This is a genomic window from Enterobacter cloacae complex sp. SHL012, assembly GCF_049237505.1.
GTDB classification, from domain to species: Bacteria; Pseudomonadota; Gammaproteobacteria; order Enterobacterales; family Enterobacteriaceae; genus Enterobacter; species Enterobacter kobei.
Genome location: NZ_JBMKIZ010000003.1, coordinates 293,168 through 309,972, shown reverse-complemented (window position 1 = coordinate 309,972; position 16,805 = coordinate 293,168). Strand labels below are relative to the sequence as shown.

Here is a 16,805-nt window from a genome sequence, read left to right as displayed (position 1 = left end):
CGTTAAAGTTGCTCGCCGTTGCTGGCAATCACGCCTTTATACCATTCGAAGCTTTTCTTACGGGAACGCGACATGTCGCCGGTGCCGTCGTCGTGTTTATTGACGTAGATAAAACCGTAGCGCTTGCTGTACTGGCCGGTAGTGAATGACACGCAGTCAATGCAGCCCCATGGCGTATAGCCCATCAGATCCACGCCATCGTGGGTGACGGCTTTGATCATCTCTTCAACGTGGGCGCGCAGGTAGTCGATACGATAGTCATCGTTGATGCTGCCATCCTCTTCCACCTTATCGTAGGCACCGAAGCCGTTTTCCACGATAAACAGCGGCTTCTGATAGCGTTCGTACAGTTCGCACAGGGAATAACGCAGGCCCACCGGGTCAATCTGCCAGCCCCAGTCGGACGCCTTGACGTGCGGATTAGGTACGCTGCCCTCGAAGCCAGAAATCGCGTCACCGGTGCCACCTTCCGCTTTCACCGCATTGGTCATGTAGTAGCTGAAGCCCAGGTAGTCGCAGGTACCTTCGCGCAGGATCTGCTCATCGCCTGCGTCCATTTTGATGGAGAAACCGCGGCGCTCCCATTCATTCAGTACGTAAGACGGATAGTAGCCACGCAGCTGAACATCGGTAAAGACATAGCGCTCGCGCATGGATTCCTGGGCGAACATCACGTCTTCTGGTTTGCAGGAGAACGGATAGAGCGCCACCATGGCCAGCATGCAGCCGACTTTCATCTCCGGATTGATACGGCGCGCGGCTTTCACCGCCAGGGCACTCGCCACAAACTGGTGGTGCAGCACCTGGTACATGGTCTCTTCCGGATTTTCATGTTCGGTATAGACCACGCCTGAGCAGCAGTAACCAAAGAGTGGCGCACGCCAGTTACGCTGGTTGTTGATTTCATTGAAGGTCATCCAGTATTTGACCTTGTGCTTGTAGCGCTCAAAAACCACTTCCGCGAAGCGTACAAAGAAATCGACCACTTTACGGTTGGTCCAGCTGCCGTACTCCTGCACCAGGTGCAGCGGCATTTCGAAGTGGGAGAGGGTGATCACCGGCTCGATGTTGTATTTCAGCAGCTCATCGAACATGTCGTCATAGAACTTCAGCCCTTCCTCGTTTGGCTGCGTTTCGTCACCTTTCGGGAAGATGCGCGTCCAGGCAATCGAGGTGCGGAAACATTTGAAGCCCATCTCGGCAAACAGCTTGATATCTTCTTTGTAGTGGCCGTGGAAGTCGATGGCCTCGTGATTTGGGTAGTATTTACCCGGCACTACGTCCTGCGTGATTTCGCGCGGCACGCCGTGCGCCCCGCCGGTCAGTACGTCGCAGATGCTCGGCCCTTTGCCGCCTTTGTCCCAGCCGCCTTCAACCTGATGCGCCGCAACGGCACCGCCCCATAGAAAATCTTTCGGTAAGGTCAATTTTTTCATCGCTGCTATTCTCAATAAATGACGTATTGGTTTTGAGTCTAGCAAAGCGAAATTGAATGTCACGATATAACAATTCGCGGAAATTGTGATTTGTCACATCAAAAAAACAGGATGTTTTATTCCGCCAGTTTCTTCGCCAGTTTGCGTCCGAGAGATTCCAGAATATAGATAACGGGGATTTGTGTGGTGATGTCGTAGACGCCTGCAATACGCGTCTGGGGAACGTGCCAGGAGAGATTAAAGTCCGCCAGTTTTGCCAGGCGCGAGTGTTCATGGCTGGTAATGGAGAGAACCTTGCAGTGATGCAGGCTGAACTGGCTGGCGAAGCGCAGGATCTCCTCGGTCTCGCCCGACACAGAGAGCACAATTGCCAGTGCATTTTTCGCCATATCATTGGTGACCGGGAAATAAGGGTCATCAATATGGTTGCTGAATTTTCCGATATTCGAAAAGAAACGGGCACCGTATTTTGCCAGCGATCCTGATGTCCCTGCGCCGACAAATATAATTCGCTCCGAAGAGAGAATGATATTTACCGCGTCATCCAGTAAAGCGTCGAACTCTTCATTATTCACGCTTTTAAAGAAACTGATAATTTCGCTGGCGCCGAAATTCGCCTGCTGAGGTTCGTTTTGTTCAAGATGGAGCTTAAAGCGCACGCGAAACTCAGAATACCCTTCACAGTTGAGCTTACGGCAAAAGCGCAGGATGGTGGTGGTTGAGACGCCCGCCGCATCCGCCAGTTCGCGGATGGTCATGTACATCACTTTGTCACGGTTTTTAATGACATAGTTGTAGACCATCATCTCCAGGTTATTGAGACTGGCAATGGCGGAGTGGGTGAACATACTCACAGTGGCAAAACTCTCATTCAGACCTCGTTTAACCATCATAACATGCAGCCAGACGGCAGGATCTAATTTTATGCTATTGATTCGTAACGCATAAATTTTAATGTGAACAAATGTCAGGTGAAAAATATATCTATGCTTTTGATTTTTATTGTAAAAAAATTACATGGAAAATATTTTAGCTAACAGGTGTTCACTGGAATCATTCTCAGTTAGCATAGTCATGCGATGAATAATCATCTTTAGTTTCCCGGAGTTTTGTATGGCGAGCAGACCATTAATCGCACAGGGATATTCACTGGCGGAGGAAGTAGCCAACAGCATCAGCCATGGCATTGGCCTGGTGTTTGGGATAGTCGGTTTAGTGTTATTGCTGGTACAGGCGGTTGATACCAATGCCAGCGCGATGGCGATTACCAGCTATAGCCTGTATGGCGGAAGCATGATCCTGTTGTTCCTGGCGTCGACGCTCTATCACGCGATTCCGCATCAACGGGCCAAGATATGGCTCAAGAAATTTGACCACTGTGCTATCTATCTGCTTATTGCAGGAACCTATACGCCTTTTCTGCTGGTGGGGCTCAACTCGCCGCTGTCGCGCGGACTGATGATTGTCATCTGGAGCCTGGCGCTGCTGGGGATCCTCTTCAAGCTAACCATTGCACACCGGTTTAAAGTATTGTCACTGGTAACCTATCTGACCATGGGTTGGCTGTCGCTGATTGTGGTGTATCAACTGGCGATTAAGCTGGCGGTTGGCGGGGTTACGTTGCTGGCAGTGGGAGGCGTAGTGTACTCGCTGGGCGTCATTTTCTACGTCTGCAAGCGCATTCCATACAATCATGCCATCTGGCATGGTTTTGTACTGGGCGGCAGCGTGTGCCATTTTTTGGCGATTTATTTGTATGTCGGGCAGGTGTAGTTTGTTGTCGGGTGGCGGCTTCGCCTTACCCGACCTACGGGATCGGTAGGCCCGGTAAGCGCAGCGCCACCGGGCGATATAGCATCACTCTTCCAGCGAATACGGTAACGGCTCAATACTCAACGTATTCGCATCATCACGCACGCGGAACACGCTGTCGGCTTCCATGTCGTTGTTCATGACAGCCTGGACTAAAAGACGACCATCATCCAGCTGTACGGCGGCTAACACGGTGCCGGTACGGCGCCAGTTATCGCCCATTTTCAGCTCTAAATTTTCACCCGCTTCCGGTACGCGGCTGGCATGACCTGCCAGTGTCCACAGTGCACGTTTATTTGCCCCACGGAATTTTGCACGCGCCACCATCTCCTGGCCGGTGTAACAGCCTTTTTTAAAGCTGATGCCGCCCAGCGCCTGCAGGTTAGTAGCCTGTGGAATAAACTGCGCGCTGTTGGCGGCGTCAATGATCGGCAGACCGGCTTCAATATTCAGCGCCAGCCACTGCTGGCTGTTGTTGAGCTGCGCTTCGCCGCGCAGTGCTTCGGTGACGCGTTCGGCGGTTGCGGCATCCGTGACAAGCAGGAAGCGCTCCGCCGGATGTTCAAACCACAGGATGGAGGTGGCCCCCTCGCTGACGACCTGTTTTTCTGCATCCGGCAGCTCAGCAAACAGATTTTTCAGCGCGGCACGTGCCTGGAAGCCCGCCACGCCCAGCAGAACATGTTCGTCGTCCGGGACGATAGTGACTTTGGAAAAGACTGCATACTTTTTCAGTTCTTTGAGCTGCGCATCTCGCAGGCTGCGGCGTTCAATAAAGGCAAAACCGTCCTGACGGCGGAAAAGACGCAGATTGCTCCACATTTTGCCTTTGGGGTCACAATGCGCCGCCAGCAGGTGCTGGTGTTCGGTCATCTGGCTGACGTCGGCGGTGACCTGGCCCTGGAGGTATTTTTCGGCGTCGGCGCCGGCGAGCGTCGCCAGCGCCCAGTCATCAAGAGAAATAAGCGTCAGCGGCAGACGCGCAGAGGCGGCGGGCTGGCGAGGAGAAAATGGTGTAAATGCCATAACGATATCCTGAATTGCTTAACGCTTTGATAATGCCTAATGGTAAAAGAGCCTGCTGGCAATGCAAGCGCTTTCAGCAGACCATTTGTGCCATAAACCGGTTATGCGTAGCGCTACGTAAAATAGTGTAATCCGCTGTCTTTGTAGGGTTTATTCTGGAAGCCTGCTCGTTGATCGCAATATTCCAGTAATGAAACGGTCAAAAACACGTTACACTAGCTGGTGTCCCCGTAGAGAAATAAAGAACACTGAACGGGGGCCCGACTGTGCCAAACGTAATGCAGGAAACTGAACATGGATATTAACAACAAGGCCCGTATTCACTGGGCATGCCGTCGCGGCATGCGTGAACTTGATATTTCCATCATGCCTTTCTTCGAATATGAGTATGACAGCTTAAGCGATGATGATAAGCGGCTGTTTGTTCGCCTGCTTGAGTCTGACGATCCGGATTTATTCAACTGGCTGATGAACCACGGCAAACCCGCCGACACCGAGTTGCAACGGATGGTGCAATTAATTCAAACACGGAATCGGGAACGTGGTCCTGTGGCAATCTGATCTTCGCGTCTCGTGGCGCTCGCAGTGGATGTCGTTAATGCTCCACGGCCTGGTTGCGGCCATCGTGTTACTCATGCCATGGCCCCTGAGCTATACGCCGCTGTGGCTGCTGTTACTTTCGTTTGTCGTTTTTGACAGCGTACGCAGCCAGCGTCGCATTAATGCTCGTCAGGGTGAGATCAAGTTACTGATGGATTCCCGCCTGCGCTGGCAGGGAAAAGAGTGGGATATTCTGGGCATGCCATGGATGCTCAACTCCGGCATGATGTTACGGTTACGCAATGTGGACGGCGGGCGTTGCCAGCACCTGTGGCTGGCGGCAGACAGTATGGATGCCTCAGAATGGCGAGATCTGCGCCGGATGTTGTTGCAACAGCCGACGCAGGAGTAACCCACTTAGCTAAATTTTTCTGCCATTTCGCCAAGTATCTGTTCGCACCAGGCCTGCAGGCGCTCGTCGCTGAGATCGTACTGATTGGTTTCATCCAGCGCGAGTCCGACAAACAGCTGGCCGTTGGCAATGATCGGTTTTTGACTGGTGAACTCGTATCCTTCGGTTGGCCAGTAGCCGATAAACGTCGCCCCTTTCGGTACCAGTTTGTCATGCAGCATGCCAAGTGCATCAAGAAACCATTCGCCGTAGCCCAACTGATCGCCCATGCCGTACATCGCAATGATTTTGCCGTCGAGATTGACTGAATCGAGCTGATCCCAGATGGCTTCCCAGTCTTCCTGTATCTCACCAAAATCCCAGGTTGGGATGCCGAGGATCAGTACATCGTACTGTTCCATCAGCGCGACCGCGTCATCTTTCAGGTTATGCAACGTCACCAGTTCGGGGCCAATGATGTCGCGAATTTTCTCTGCCGCCATTTCGGTGTAGCAGGTGCTGGAACCATAGAAAAGACCAATATTCATCGCGTAACTATCTCAATTCATGCTTTGACTTTGTGCGTAGTGTACCAGAAACCAGTCGCAATCAGGCATAATGGCCTGACTGCAGAATCAAAGGGGCCGATGTGGAAAAGGATCTCGCACTCGTTGAACAGTTTCTCGATGCGCTGTGGCTGGAAAAAAATCTGGCCGAGAACACGCTCAGTGCCTATCGGCGCGATCTCACCATGCTGGTGGAGTGGCTGGCGCGTCGCGAATTATCGTTGGCGAGTGCGCAAAGCGACGACCTTCAGGCGCTGCTCGCGGAACGGGTTGAAGGGGGCTATAAGGCCACCAGTTCTGCACGCTTGCTCAGCGCGATGCGTCGGCTGTTCCAGCATCTCTACCGTGAGAAGATTCGGGAAGACGATCCGAGTGCGCTGCTGGCGTCCCCAAAACTTCCGCAGCGGCTGCCGAAAGATCTCAGCGAAGCACAAGTTGAGAGATTATTACAGTCACCTGCTGTTGACCTGCCGCTGGAGTTACGCGATAAAGCCATGCTTGAGCTATTGTATGCTACCGGTTTGCGTGTCTCTGAACTGGTTGGCCTGACGATGAGCGACATCAGCCTGCGTCAGGGCGTGGTGCGCGTCATCGGTAAAGGAAATAAGGAAAGGCTGGTGCCGCTGGGAGAAGAAGCGGTTTACTGGCTGGAAACGTATCTTGAGCATGGCCGTCCATGGTTGCTCAATGGCGTGTCTATCGACGTCCTGTTTCCGAGCCAGCGCGCACAGCAGATGACACGACAAACGTTCTGGCATCGCATCAAGCATTACGCCACACTGGCGGGTATCGACAGTGAAAAGCTTTCGCCGCACGTATTGCGTCACGCTTTCGCGACGCATCTGTTAAACCACGGCGCAGATTTACGCGTGGTGCAGATGCTACTGGGACACAGCGATCTTTCTACGACGCAAATTTACACCCATGTCGCGACGGAACGCCTGCGGCAGCTACACCAACAGCACCACCCTCGTGCGTGAGTGCCGACAAATTGTAACGGGATCAACTATGAAAAAGTCTTTCGCGCTGTTCACTCTGCTGGCAGCCTCTTTTACCGGGTTCGCCCATGCGGATGACGCCGCTATTAAACAGTCACTGGCTAAACTGGGCGTTACCAGCAGCGACATCCAGTCTGCACCGGTTGCCGGGATGAAAACGGTACTGACTAACAGCGGCGTGCTGTATGTCACCGAAGACGGCAAACATATTATTCAGGGGCCAATGTATGACGTGAGCGGCGCGCAGCCGGTCAATGTCACCAACCAGCTGCTGATGAAAAACCTGAATGCGCTCGAAAAAGAGATGATCGTCTATAAAGCGGCGCAGGAAAAACATGTGATTACCGTCTTCACCGACATCACCTGTGGCTACTGCCACAAGCTCCATGAGCAGATGAAAGACTATAACGCGCTGGGCATTACCGTGCGTTACCTGGCCTTCCCGCGTGCAGGCGTGCAGAGCCAGCCAGAGCAAGACATGAAAGCGATTTGGTGTGCGAAAGATCGCAACAAAGCGTTTGACGATGCGATGAGCGGTAAAGAGGTTAAGCCTGCGTCCTGCGATATCGATATTGCTAACCACTACGCGCTGGGCGTGCAGTTTGGCGTAAGCGGTACGCCAGCGATTGTCCTGAGCAATGGCTATGTTGTGCCGGGTTACCAGGGACCAAAAGAGATGAAAGAGTTCCTCGACGCGCACCAGAAACAGTTTGGTGGTAAATAATCCGCGTGAAAGCCCCGATAAAATTGCGCCGCCGCGAGGCGGTTGAACCGGTTGATTTGCCAGACGATCTCCCACCCCTGCTGAAGCGTCTCTACGCCAGCCGCGGCGTGCGCAGTGCTGAGGATCTTGAACGCAGCGTCAAAGGGATGCTGCCCTGGCAGCAGCTCAACGGCATCGAAAAAGCCATCGAAATGCTCTACAACGCGCTCCGTGAGGGAACGCGTATTGTGGTGGTAGGGGATTTCGATGCAGATGGCGCAACCAGCACGGCCTTGAGCGTATTGAGTCTGCGCGCGCTGGGCTGCGATAACGTCACTTACCTTGTGCCGAACCGCTTTGAAGACGGTTACGGCCTCAGCCCGGAAGTAGTCGATCAGGCTCACGCCCGCGGGGCACAGATGATCATGACCGTTGATAACGGGATCTCTTCCCATGCAGGTGTCGATCATGCGCACGCGCTGGGGATCCCGGTGTTGGTCACCGATCACCACTTGCCGGGTGAAACATTGCCGGACGCTGAAGCGATCATCAATCCCAACCTGCGCGACTGCGATTTCCCGTCAAAATCTCTCGCCGGTGTGGGGGTAGCGTTTTATCTGATGCTGGCGCTGCGGACCCTGCTTCGTGATAAGGGCTGGTTCGAATCACGCGGTATCGCCATACCAAACCTGGCCGAATATCTCGACCTGGTGGCGCTGGGAACCGTCGCGGACGTCGTGCCGCTCGATACCAATAACCGTATTTTGACCTGGCAGGGCTTAAGCCGCATTCGCGCGGGCAAGTGCCGTCCGGGGATTAAGGCGCTGCTGGAAATTGCCAACCGCGATCCGCTCAAGCTGGCGGCAAGTGATTTGGGTTTTGCCCTTGGGCCGCGTCTGAACGCTGCCGGAAGGCTGGACGATATGTCCGTCGGTGTGGCGCTGCTGCTGTGCGATAACATCGGCGAAGCGCGCGTCCTGGCCAATGAGCTCGACGCGTTGAACCAGACCCGTAAAGAGATAGAGCAGGGAATGCAGGCCGAAGCGCTGACCCTTTGCGAAAAACTCGAACGCAGCGGTGAAACGCTGCCGGGCGGGCTGGCGATGTATCATCCTGAGTGGCATCAGGGTGTGGTTGGCATTCTGGCCTCGCGCATTAAAGAGCGCTTCCACCGCCCGGTGATCGCGTTTGCCCCGGCTGGTGACGGCACGCTGAAAGGCTCTGGCCGTTCGATTCAGGGTCTTCACATGCGTGATGCACTGGAGCGTCTGGATACGCTGTACCCGGGCCTGATGATCAAATTTGGCGGCCATGCGATGGCGGCGGGTCTGTCGCTGGAAGAGGCGAAATTTGACGAATTTCAGCGGCTATTTGGTGAACTGGTCACCGACTGGATAGACCCTGCCTTGTTGCAGGGAGAAGTGGTGTCCGACGGCGAGCTCTCACCGCATGAGATGACAATGGACGTGGCGCAGATGCTGCGCGATGCCGGTCCGTGGGGACAGATGTTCCCTGAACCGCTGTTCGACGGCCGTTTCCGCCTGCTTCAGCAACGTATCGTCGGCGAGCGTCATCTGAAAGTCATGGTTGAGCCCGTTGGCGGCGGACCGCTGCTGGACGGCATCGCCTTCAACGTCGATACGGCCATCTGGCCGGACAACGGCGTGCGCGAGGTCGAACTGGCATACAAACTGGATATCAACGAGTTTCGCGGAAACCGCACCCTTCAGATCATCATCGACAATATCTGGCCAATTTAGCGGCAGTAATCTCTATAAAAAAGGGCGTGGATTCGGTACAATCCCGCTCTTATCACCGCATTTTGACAAGTCCATAAAAGAAAACAGACCATGTTTGAAATTAATCCGGTAAAAAACCGTATTCAGGACCTCACGGAGCGCTCTGACGTTCTTAGGGGGTATCTTTGACTACGATGCCAAGAAAGAGCGTCTTGAAGAAGTAAACGCCGAGCTGGAACAGCCGGACGTCTGGAACGAACCTGAACGCGCACAGGCGTTGGGTAAAGAGCGTTCCTCTCTCGAAGCTATCGTAGATACGCTGGATCAAATGGCTCAGGGGCTGGAAGATGTTTCCGGTTTGCTCGAGCTGGCCGTCGAAGCCGACGACGAAGAAACCTTTAACGAAGCCGTGGCAGAACTCGACGTGCTGGAAGAGAAGCTGGCGCAGCTGGAATTCCGTCGTATGTTCTCCGGCGAATACGACAGCGCTGACTGTTACCTCGATATTCAGGCAGGTTCTGGCGGTACCGAAGCGCAGGACTGGGCCAGCATGCTGACGCGTATGTACCTGCGTTGGGCAGAAGCGCGCGGCTTCAAAACCGAAATCATCGAAGAGTCTGAAGGTGAAGTGGCCGGTATTAAATCCGTCACCATCAAGATCATTGGCGACTACGCCTACGGCTGGCTGCGTACCGAGACCGGCGTTCACCGTCTGGTGCGTAAGAGCCCGTTCGACTCCGGTGGCCGTCGCCATACCTCCTTCAGCTCGGCGTTTGTTTACCCGGAAGTTGACGAAGATATTGATATCGAAATTAACCCGGCGGACCTGCGTATTGACGTTTATCGCGCCTCCGGTGCGGGTGGTCAGCACGTTAACCGTACGGAATCGGCGGTGCGTATTACCCACATTCCAACCGGGCTGGTAACACAATGCCAGAACGACCGTTCCCAGCATAAGAACAAAGACCAGGCCATGAAGCAGATGAAAGCGAAGCTTTATGAGCTGGAGATGCAGAAGAAAAATGCTGAGAAACAGGCGATGGAAGATAACAAGTCCGACATCGGTTGGGGCAGCCAGATCCGTTCTTACGTCCTTGATGACTCCCGCATCAAAGACCTGCGTACCGGGGTTGAAACCCGTAACACGCAGGCGGTGCTGGACGGCAGCCTGGACCAATTTATCGAAGCAAGTTTGAAAGCAGGGTTATGAGGAACCAACATGTCTGAACAACAAGCACAGGGCGCTGACGCGGTAGTCGATCTTAACAACGAACTGAAAACCCGCCGCGAGAAGCTGGCAGCGCTGCGTGAGCAGGGCGTGCCGTTCCCGAACGATTTTCGTCGTGACCACACCTCAGACCAACTGCACGCTGACTTCGACGGTAAAGAGAACGAAGAGCTGGAAGCGCTGAACATCGAAGTGGCCGTTGCTGGCCGTATGATGACCCGTCGTATTATGGGTAAAGCCTCCTTCGTGACTTTGCAGGACGTGGGTGGCCGTATTCAGCTGTATGTTTCCCGTGACGATCTGCCGGAAGGCATCTACAACGAGCAGTTCAAGAAGTGGGATCTGGGCGATATCCTTGGCGCGAAAGGTAAACTGTTCAAAACCAAAACCGGTGAACTGTCTATCCACTGTACCGAGCTGCGTCTGCTGACCAAAGCGCTGCGTCCGCTGCCGGACAAATTCCACGGCCTGCAGGATCAGGAAGCGCGCTATCGTCAGCGTTATCTGGATCTCATCTCTAACAATGAATCCCGCAAGACCTTCAAAATTCGCTCCCAGATCATGGCCGGTATTCGCCAGTTCATGGTGAACCGCGACTTTATGGAAGTGGAAACCCCGATGATGCAGGTGATCCCAGGCGGTGCGTCTGCCCGTCCATTCATCACCCATCATAACGCCCTGGACCTGGACATGTACCTGCGTATCGCGCCGGAACTGTACCTGAAGCGTCTGGTGGTAGGTGGCTTTGATCGCGTATTCGAGATCAACCGTAACTTCCGTAACGAAGGTATCTCCGTTCGTCATAACCCAGAGTTCACCATGATGGAACTCTATATGGCGTATGCAGATTACAAAGATCTGATCGAGCTGACCGAATCCCTGTTCCGTACCCTGGCGCAGGACATTCTGGGCACCACCCAGGTCCCTTACGGTGAAGAAGTGTTCGACTTCGGCAAGCCGTTCGAAAAACTGACCATGCGCGAAGCAATCAAGAAATACCGTCCTGAAACCAACATGGCGGATCTGGATAACTTCGACTCTGCGAAAGCGATCGCGGAAAGCATCGGTATCAAGGTTGAGAAGAGTTGGGGTCTGGGCCGTATCGTGACCGAGATCTTCGAAGAAGTGGCCGAAGCGCACCTGATTCAGCCGACCTTCATCACCGAATACCCTGCTGAAGTGTCTCCGCTGGCGCGTCGTAATGACGAGAACCCGGAAATCACTGACCGTTTCGAATTCTTCATCGGCGGCCGTGAAATCGGCAACGGCTTTAGCGAGCTGAACGATGCGGAAGATCAGGCGCAGCGCTTCCAGGATCAGGTTGATGCGAAAGCAGCGGGCGATGACGAAGCGATGTTCTTCGACGAAGACTACGTGACCGCGCTGGAGCACGGCCTGCCACCGACGGCGGGTCTGGGTATTGGTATTGACCGTATGGTCATGCTGTTCACCAACAGCCACACCATCCGTGACGTGATCCTGTTCCCGGCGATGCGTCCGGTGAAATAAGGCGTTAAGATGTAAAAAAAGCCCCGTTAGGGGCTTTTTTATTGCGCGGCAAACGCTCTCAAAGCGTCTCGTGCGACCGTTGCTTCCAGCACCATCCACGGGCTGAAACCCCAGGGCGCGGCGTTTAGGGCGTGGAACAACGATTCCAGCTTAACCCATTCAAATTCCATCACTTCTTCGTGATTAATACGCAGTTCGCTGGTAATGCGTGCCGCGAATACCGGGCAAATCTCATTTTCCACAATCCCGGAAGGATCGGTTTCGCGGTAGCGAAACTCGGCGGCCACGGGGGTAATCGCCGTGATTTCAGCGCCAACCTCATAGCGGCAGCGGCGGATAATCGCCTCTTCCGTCTTTTCACCGGTTTGAGGGTGCCCGCAGACGGAATTCGTCCAGACACCCGGCCAGGCTTTTTTGCTTAGCGCGCGTCGGGTGACCAGACACTCCCCTTCGGCGTTAAACAGCCAGGAGGAGAAGGCCAGATGCAGAGGGGTTTGGGTGGTGTGTGCGGCGTACTTTTCCTGAGTGCCAATCACCATTCCCTGGTCGTTTACCAAAATAACGTGTTCTTGAATACTCATTCGTGCTCCAGTGCCAACGATGCGGATGGTTCTGCACCATCAGCAGAGCAGTATTATACGGCATTCTTATACGAACGGTTTGACCCACAGAGCGGAAAAGGGCTGACCCATTTCTGCCAGGGCTGGTATCATAGGGCGCCATTCACGCTGACCGAGGATCTGTTTTGTTTGCAGGAAGCCTGACGAGAAACCCCATCATCGCCATTTTTTGCCTGACGCTGACATTATTACTGGCCGGCTGTTCGGGGAGTAAATCTTCAGATATGGGCAGCTATTCCGGTTCGGTCTACACCGTTAAGCGCGGTGACACGCTGTATCGGATTTCGCGCGCGACGGGGACCAGCGTGAAGGATCTGGCGCGTCTGAATAACATCTCTCCACCGTATACCATCGAAGTGGGGCAGAAGCTGAAGGTTAACGGTAGTTCGACCTCGGGTAAAAAATCCTCTGCGAAAGGCAAAACCGCTAAAGTGACGCCATCCTATGCGGTGCCGCAGTCCTCCTGGCCACCGGTCGGTCAACGCTGCTGGATTTGGCCAGCCAGCGGTAAAGTGGTGCTGCCGTACTCCCTGTCTGAAGGGGGTAACAAAGGCATTGATATCGCCGCTGCACGCGGTACGCCGGTTTATGCCTCAGGCGCAGGTAAGGTGGTTTATGTCGGTAACCAGCTACGCGGCTACGGTAACCTGATCATGATTAAGCATGGCGAAGACTACATCACGGCCTATGCGCACAACGACACGATGCTGGTCAATAACGGGCAAAACGTCAAAGCAGGGCAGAAGATTGCCACCATGGGCAGCACGGGAACGGATTCGGTGAAGCTGCACTTCCAGATTCGTTATAAGGCGACGGCCATCGATCCGCAGCGTTATCTTCCGGCACCCGGCAGCAAACCGAAGTGCTAAGTGATTATTTTATCGCCACTTAGTGGTGAAGAGGCTTGTATGAAGAGGCGTAAGGTCTATAATGCCTTACGCACCTCAAAGCGGGCGTAGTTCAATGGTAGAACGAGAGCTTCCCAAGCTCTATACGAGGGTTCGATTCCCTTCGCCCGCTCCATGACACTTCTTAAAGTTCAATAAGTTACTGAATCCTAAGGGACATGGCTTAAAGCCTTCCGATAGTTTTACTCACTGTAACCAACACTGTGACTAACTTTGTTGAAGTAGTGAGCAGACCTAAGGTCTCAGTACATGCTCAACTCAAGAACCTACCTTTATCAGCGTAACGGTGTCTTTTACATCCGTCTTAGGATGAAGACCACTGGTCGCCTGACCGCTTCGCTTCCTTCTCACAACCGTTATAAACTAGCGTCAGTATCTTTACGGACCAAGGATAGACGTACCGCTATGGCTCACTCACGGCACATCAAGTCAGCACTTAAAGCAATCCACGCAGATAACCCTAACGCCTCTTATGAGGAGCTGCGGGAGCACCTGAAGACCATTGTCGAGTGGGAACTTAGTGTCAGCCGTGATGACCTGAACGACCCTGAGTCCTACCAGCTTTACGTTGACCAGTACGACGACATTAAGTCCAACCTTCGGGAAGCTGTAGCGACTGAGCGTCTGACTGTAGACCAGCATCGCTATATCAATGACGTTATCGGTGTACTTAAAGCCTGTCAGGATAGACTCAAAGGTGATAGCTCTGGCCTGTTGTCTTACCTTGAGCCTGAGACTGGCAGTCTAAGACCGTCCGTCTCCCTATCTGTATTGGCAGAACCTGAAGTCCCTGAACCTCTCGCGACTCTGGAACGAGTAACTAAAGCTCTGACCCTCGCGTCTCTCATTGAGCAGTACGAGCAGGAGAACGCCCAGAACTGGAAGCCAGCGACCCTAAGCGAGAACCGAGCGTCGCACTCCACGCTAATCGAGATATTCGACTATCTGGATATTCAGGATGTCGGCAAGGCGACCCGTTCAGATATGCTCAGGGTCCGTGAAGTCCTCCAGCAGATACCTAAGAACCGCAAGCAACGCTTTAAGTCTATGCCGCTGTCTGACCTGCTGAACCGGGAGTCTAAAACTGACTGTTTGGACGTCGTTACCATCAACAATAAATATCTTATCAAGATGGCTGCTGTGTTTAAGTGGGCGGTACGCAACGACTTGATAGCTAAGAACCTGACCGAAGGTCTTGAGCTGAAAGTCCCGCAGCGTAAAGCCTCCGACGCTCGTGATGCGTTCAGTCCTGAGCAGGTAGGGCAACTACTGGTCGCCGCTAAAGCGTACTCTCAGAAGACCTCAGGTAAGCCCTACCACTATTACGTCACTGCTCTGGCGGCAATCACTGGAGCAAGACTTAATGAGGTGGCTCAGCTACAGGTCAAAGACGTCAGGGTCACTGAGGCCGGGACCGTGTATATCCATATCAACGAAGACGATATCAGCTTACCGGGCAAGAGCGTTAAGAATGCGCATAGTGATCGCTGTGTCCCGTTGGTAGATGGTGCTTATGGTTTTGTATTGGCTGACTTTATGTCGCTTGTGGAAGACCGTAGAAAGGCTAAGGGTGATAATGCTATGGTATTCGATGGCCTCAAGCTGATGAAGAACGGCTACGGTGAGCAGGTGAGCAAATGGTTTAACCGGACGTTGCTGCCTAAAGTCCTCGCTGACCGTAGTGGCTTAGCATTCCACTCGTTTAGACATACAGTTGCGACCCAGTTAAAACAACATGGGGTCGAGTTAGCGTATGCTCAGGCGATTATGGGTCATAGCTCAGGGTCTATAACTTACGACCGTTACGCGAAAGAGGTCGAGGTAGATAGATTGGTTAATGTGATGGCGGGTATTTATAAGGAGACTGAAGTAAATGGCTGAGTATTATCCGGCGGAATTTAAAGGAGAGGCTTTTAACTGTCCTCACTGTGGCGTTTATGCGAAGCAGGTATGGCGGCATATGGGAGGAAGTAACAGCCAATATTATTACAAAGAGACCGACTTCCATATGTCAACCTGCACCCATTGTGATGACGACGCTTTTTGGTTTAAAGGCAATATGGTTATCCCGGCATCTGGTAATGTTGAACTACCAAACCCAGACATGCCGGAAGACTGCAAGTCCGATTACATGGAAGCCAGAAGCATTGTTAATCTTTCTCCTAAAGGCGCTGCTGCACTTCTACGCTTATGTCTTCAGAAGCTAATGGTCCATCTCAAGGAGCCGGGTGAAAACATTAACACTGACATTCGGTCTCTCGTTAAGAAAGGACTCCCCGTTCGTATCCAGCAGGCCGCAGACATTTGCCGAATCGTTGGTAATCAGGCAGTCCATCCGGGAGAGATTAACCTTGATGATGACCCGAAGTTAGCTCATGGTCTCTTTAAGTTACTGAACATCATTGTCGATGACCAAATCACGAGACCTAGAGAGCTTGATGATATGTTCAAGAGTATGCCTGAAGGTCCACGCCAAGGCATTGAGAATCAGGATAAGAAGGCGAGGGAGCAGCAGGCAGCTAACGAGTAAGACTGGTCGGTCAGATTGAATATACCCTCACTATAGGGAAGGGGACTAAACTATCACTATAGGGGGAGACCCTAAGTCCCCCACCTTAACAGCAGTCACGACCCATACACGCATTCATTAAGTCTCAGGCTTCCGGTAGCGGACCGATTGGAAACCATCCGCATATGCCTAGTGTTAAATCGCCTTGGCCTGAGACCATTCCCTTTAACGTAGCAATCTCTCTCCTTTGACAGGCGGAGAACACCAGACCTCAGCGGAACTTCCGTCTATGAGACCATCGGTGTGCGAGATTGTGAAGAACCAAGACACCATTACTGAGGTCTGCCATCCATTCGTGGACAGGCGGAAACTCAAAGAGGTTAGACCAGTAGTGGTGTCTGAGGTTGGACTTTGAGCCCTGACCAGCAGGCTGGAGGAGACCATGAGTTTATCTTGTTATGGATTGTGTTATCACAATTCCAATAAAGAGAACTTTAAGTCCAGCCTCCAGTCCTGTCAGCCCGAAGTAAACTATGGTCGATATGATGTGGTCTCCATGCTTCGGGTCTAACTGGAGGTCAGATTATGGCCTTATCAGGTAGCAAATCTTATACCCTCACTATAGGGACTGGACCCTTAGCTATCACTATAGGGACCATACATTCCGCCTCTGGTCTTGATGCGTCAAGTTATGCGGAAGCTCTCCCGACATTAAGTCTTTCTCCATACCAAGGCTAGCAAGACAGCCTCTGTCAGACCCCCCAGCCCGTTAGCGTTCTCGTGTCTTCATTATGACTTGGGTCTATCGCCGCTCACCATC

At 53.1% G+C, this 16,805-nt stretch carries 16 protein-coding genes and 1 tRNA gene; 12 read left to right on the top strand and 5 right to left on the bottom strand.

What is annotated here, in order from left to right:
- Window positions 1-2: 2 nt before the first annotated feature.
- Together bglA and ACOTY9_RS12610 are read right to left on the bottom strand one after the other, a co-directional pair.
- Window positions 3-1,436, bottom strand: coding sequence for a 6-phospho-beta-glucosidase BglA (bglA, locus tag ACOTY9_RS12615; RefSeq protein ID WP_014885140.1), 1,434 nt, complete (start codon window positions 1,434-1,436; stop codon window positions 3-5).
- A 116-nt stretch (window positions 1,437-1,552) separates the two neighbouring features.
- The gene (locus ACOTY9_RS12610) at window positions 1,553-2,284 is read right to left on the bottom strand and encodes a MurR/RpiR family transcriptional regulator (RefSeq protein WP_348565910.1); all 732 of its coding nucleotides are present in this window, start codon (window positions 2,282-2,284) and stop codon (window positions 1,553-1,555) included.
- A gap of 265 nt (window positions 2,285-2,549) precedes the next feature.
- Here ACOTY9_RS12610 and trhA point away from each other — a divergent pair, with 265 nt between their 5' ends.
- Entirely contained in the window at window positions 2,550-3,209 is a 660-nt protein-coding gene (gene trhA, locus ACOTY9_RS12605) for a PAQR family membrane homeostasis protein TrhA (RefSeq protein WP_023331242.1), read from the top strand.
- 84 nt (window positions 3,210-3,293) lie between these two features.
- Here trhA and ygfZ read toward each other — a convergent pair whose 3' ends face one another.
- Window positions 3,294-4,274, bottom strand: a complete 981-nt coding sequence (gene ygfZ, locus ACOTY9_RS12600) for a tRNA-modifying protein YgfZ (RefSeq protein WP_348565903.1) — start codon at window positions 4,272-4,274, stop codon at window positions 3,294-3,296.
- Between the two features lie 294 nt (window positions 4,275-4,568).
- Between ygfZ and sdhE the strand changes: the two genes are divergently transcribed.
- Together sdhE and ACOTY9_RS12590 are read left to right on the top strand one after the other, a co-directional pair.
- Window positions 4,569-4,835: an FAD assembly factor SdhE gene (gene sdhE / locus ACOTY9_RS12595; protein WP_010435322.1), complete on the top strand. Its 267-nt coding sequence runs from the start codon at window positions 4,569-4,571 to the stop codon at window positions 4,833-4,835.
- Window positions 4,816-5,226: a protein YgfX gene (locus ACOTY9_RS12590; RefSeq protein WP_014885136.1), complete on the top strand. Its 411-nt coding sequence runs from the start codon at window positions 4,816-4,818 to the stop codon at window positions 5,224-5,226. Before sdhE ends, ACOTY9_RS12590 begins: the two co-directional genes overlap by 20 nt.
- Window positions 5,227-5,231: 5 nt before the next feature.
- On the opposite strand, the gene fldB is transcribed toward ACOTY9_RS12590, so the two are convergent.
- Window positions 5,232-5,753: a flavodoxin FldB gene (gene fldB / locus ACOTY9_RS12585; RefSeq protein ID WP_071922917.1), complete on the bottom strand. Its 522-nt coding sequence runs from the start codon at window positions 5,751-5,753 to the stop codon at window positions 5,232-5,234.
- 101 nt (window positions 5,754-5,854) lie between these two features.
- Here fldB and xerD point away from each other — a divergent pair, with 101 nt between their 5' ends.
- The 5 genes from xerD (at window position 5,855) to lysS (ending at window position 11,948) form a co-directional block, all read left to right on the top strand.
- A complete protein-coding gene (gene xerD, locus ACOTY9_RS12580; RefSeq protein ID WP_014885134.1) occupies window positions 5,855-6,751 on the top strand; it encodes a site-specific tyrosine recombinase XerD in 897 nt (298 codons plus the stop codon).
- Window positions 6,752-6,779: 28 nt separating this feature from the next.
- Window positions 6,780-7,493 carry a bifunctional protein-disulfide isomerase/oxidoreductase DsbC gene (gene dsbC / locus ACOTY9_RS12575; RefSeq protein ID WP_014885133.1) on the top strand — a complete coding sequence of 238 codons (714 nt, stop codon included), beginning with the start codon at window positions 6,780-6,782 and terminating at the stop codon, window positions 7,491-7,493.
- Between the two features lie 5 nt (window positions 7,494-7,498).
- Window positions 7,499-9,232 carry a single-stranded-DNA-specific exonuclease RecJ gene (recJ, locus tag ACOTY9_RS12570; RefSeq protein WP_032635612.1) on the top strand — a complete coding sequence of 578 codons (1,734 nt, stop codon included), beginning with the start codon at window positions 7,499-7,501 and terminating at the stop codon, window positions 9,230-9,232.
- Between the two features lie 90 nt (window positions 9,233-9,322).
- Window positions 9,323-10,421, top strand: a protein-coding gene (prfB, locus tag ACOTY9_RS12565) for a peptide chain release factor 2 (RefSeq protein WP_096059326.1) whose coding sequence is annotated in 2 segments (ribosomal slippage) — window positions 9,323-9,397 and window positions 9,399-10,421 — 1,098 coding nt in all. Because the reading frame shifts where the segments join, the coding sequence is not laid out codon by codon here.
- A gap of 9 nt (window positions 10,422-10,430) precedes the next feature.
- Entirely contained in the window at window positions 10,431-11,948 is a 1,518-nt protein-coding gene (gene lysS / locus ACOTY9_RS12560) for a lysine--tRNA ligase (RefSeq protein ID WP_348565902.1), read from the top strand.
- A gap of 38 nt (window positions 11,949-11,986) precedes the next feature.
- Here the strand turns inward: lysS and idi are convergent, their stop codons facing one another.
- The gene (gene idi / locus ACOTY9_RS12555) at window positions 11,987-12,529 is read right to left on the bottom strand and encodes an isopentenyl-diphosphate Delta-isomerase (protein WP_014885129.1); all 543 of its coding nucleotides are present in this window, start codon (window positions 12,527-12,529) and stop codon (window positions 11,987-11,989) included.
- A gap of 164 nt (window positions 12,530-12,693) precedes the next feature.
- Between idi and actS the strand changes: the two genes are divergently transcribed.
- From actS to ACOTY9_RS12535, 4 genes are all read left to right on the top strand, one after another.
- Window positions 12,694-13,437 carry an amidase activator ActS gene (actS, locus tag ACOTY9_RS12550; RefSeq protein WP_032635615.1) on the top strand — a complete coding sequence of 248 codons (744 nt, stop codon included), beginning with the start codon at window positions 12,694-12,696 and terminating at the stop codon, window positions 13,435-13,437.
- Window positions 13,438-13,517: 80 nt separating this feature from the next.
- Window positions 13,518-13,591: transfer RNA gene (locus ACOTY9_RS12545), tRNA-Gly, on the top strand.
- Between the two features lie 134 nt (window positions 13,592-13,725).
- Entirely contained in the window at window positions 13,726-15,357 is a 1,632-nt protein-coding gene (locus tag ACOTY9_RS12540; protein WP_348565901.1) for a site-specific integrase, read from the top strand.
- On the top strand, window positions 15,350-16,006 hold the full coding sequence (locus ACOTY9_RS12535; RefSeq protein ID WP_348565900.1) for a DUF4145 domain-containing protein: 657 nt from the start codon (window positions 15,350-15,352) through the stop codon (window positions 16,004-16,006). Before ACOTY9_RS12540 ends, ACOTY9_RS12535 begins: the two co-directional genes overlap by 8 nt.
- Window positions 16,007-16,805 lie beyond the last annotated feature (799 nt).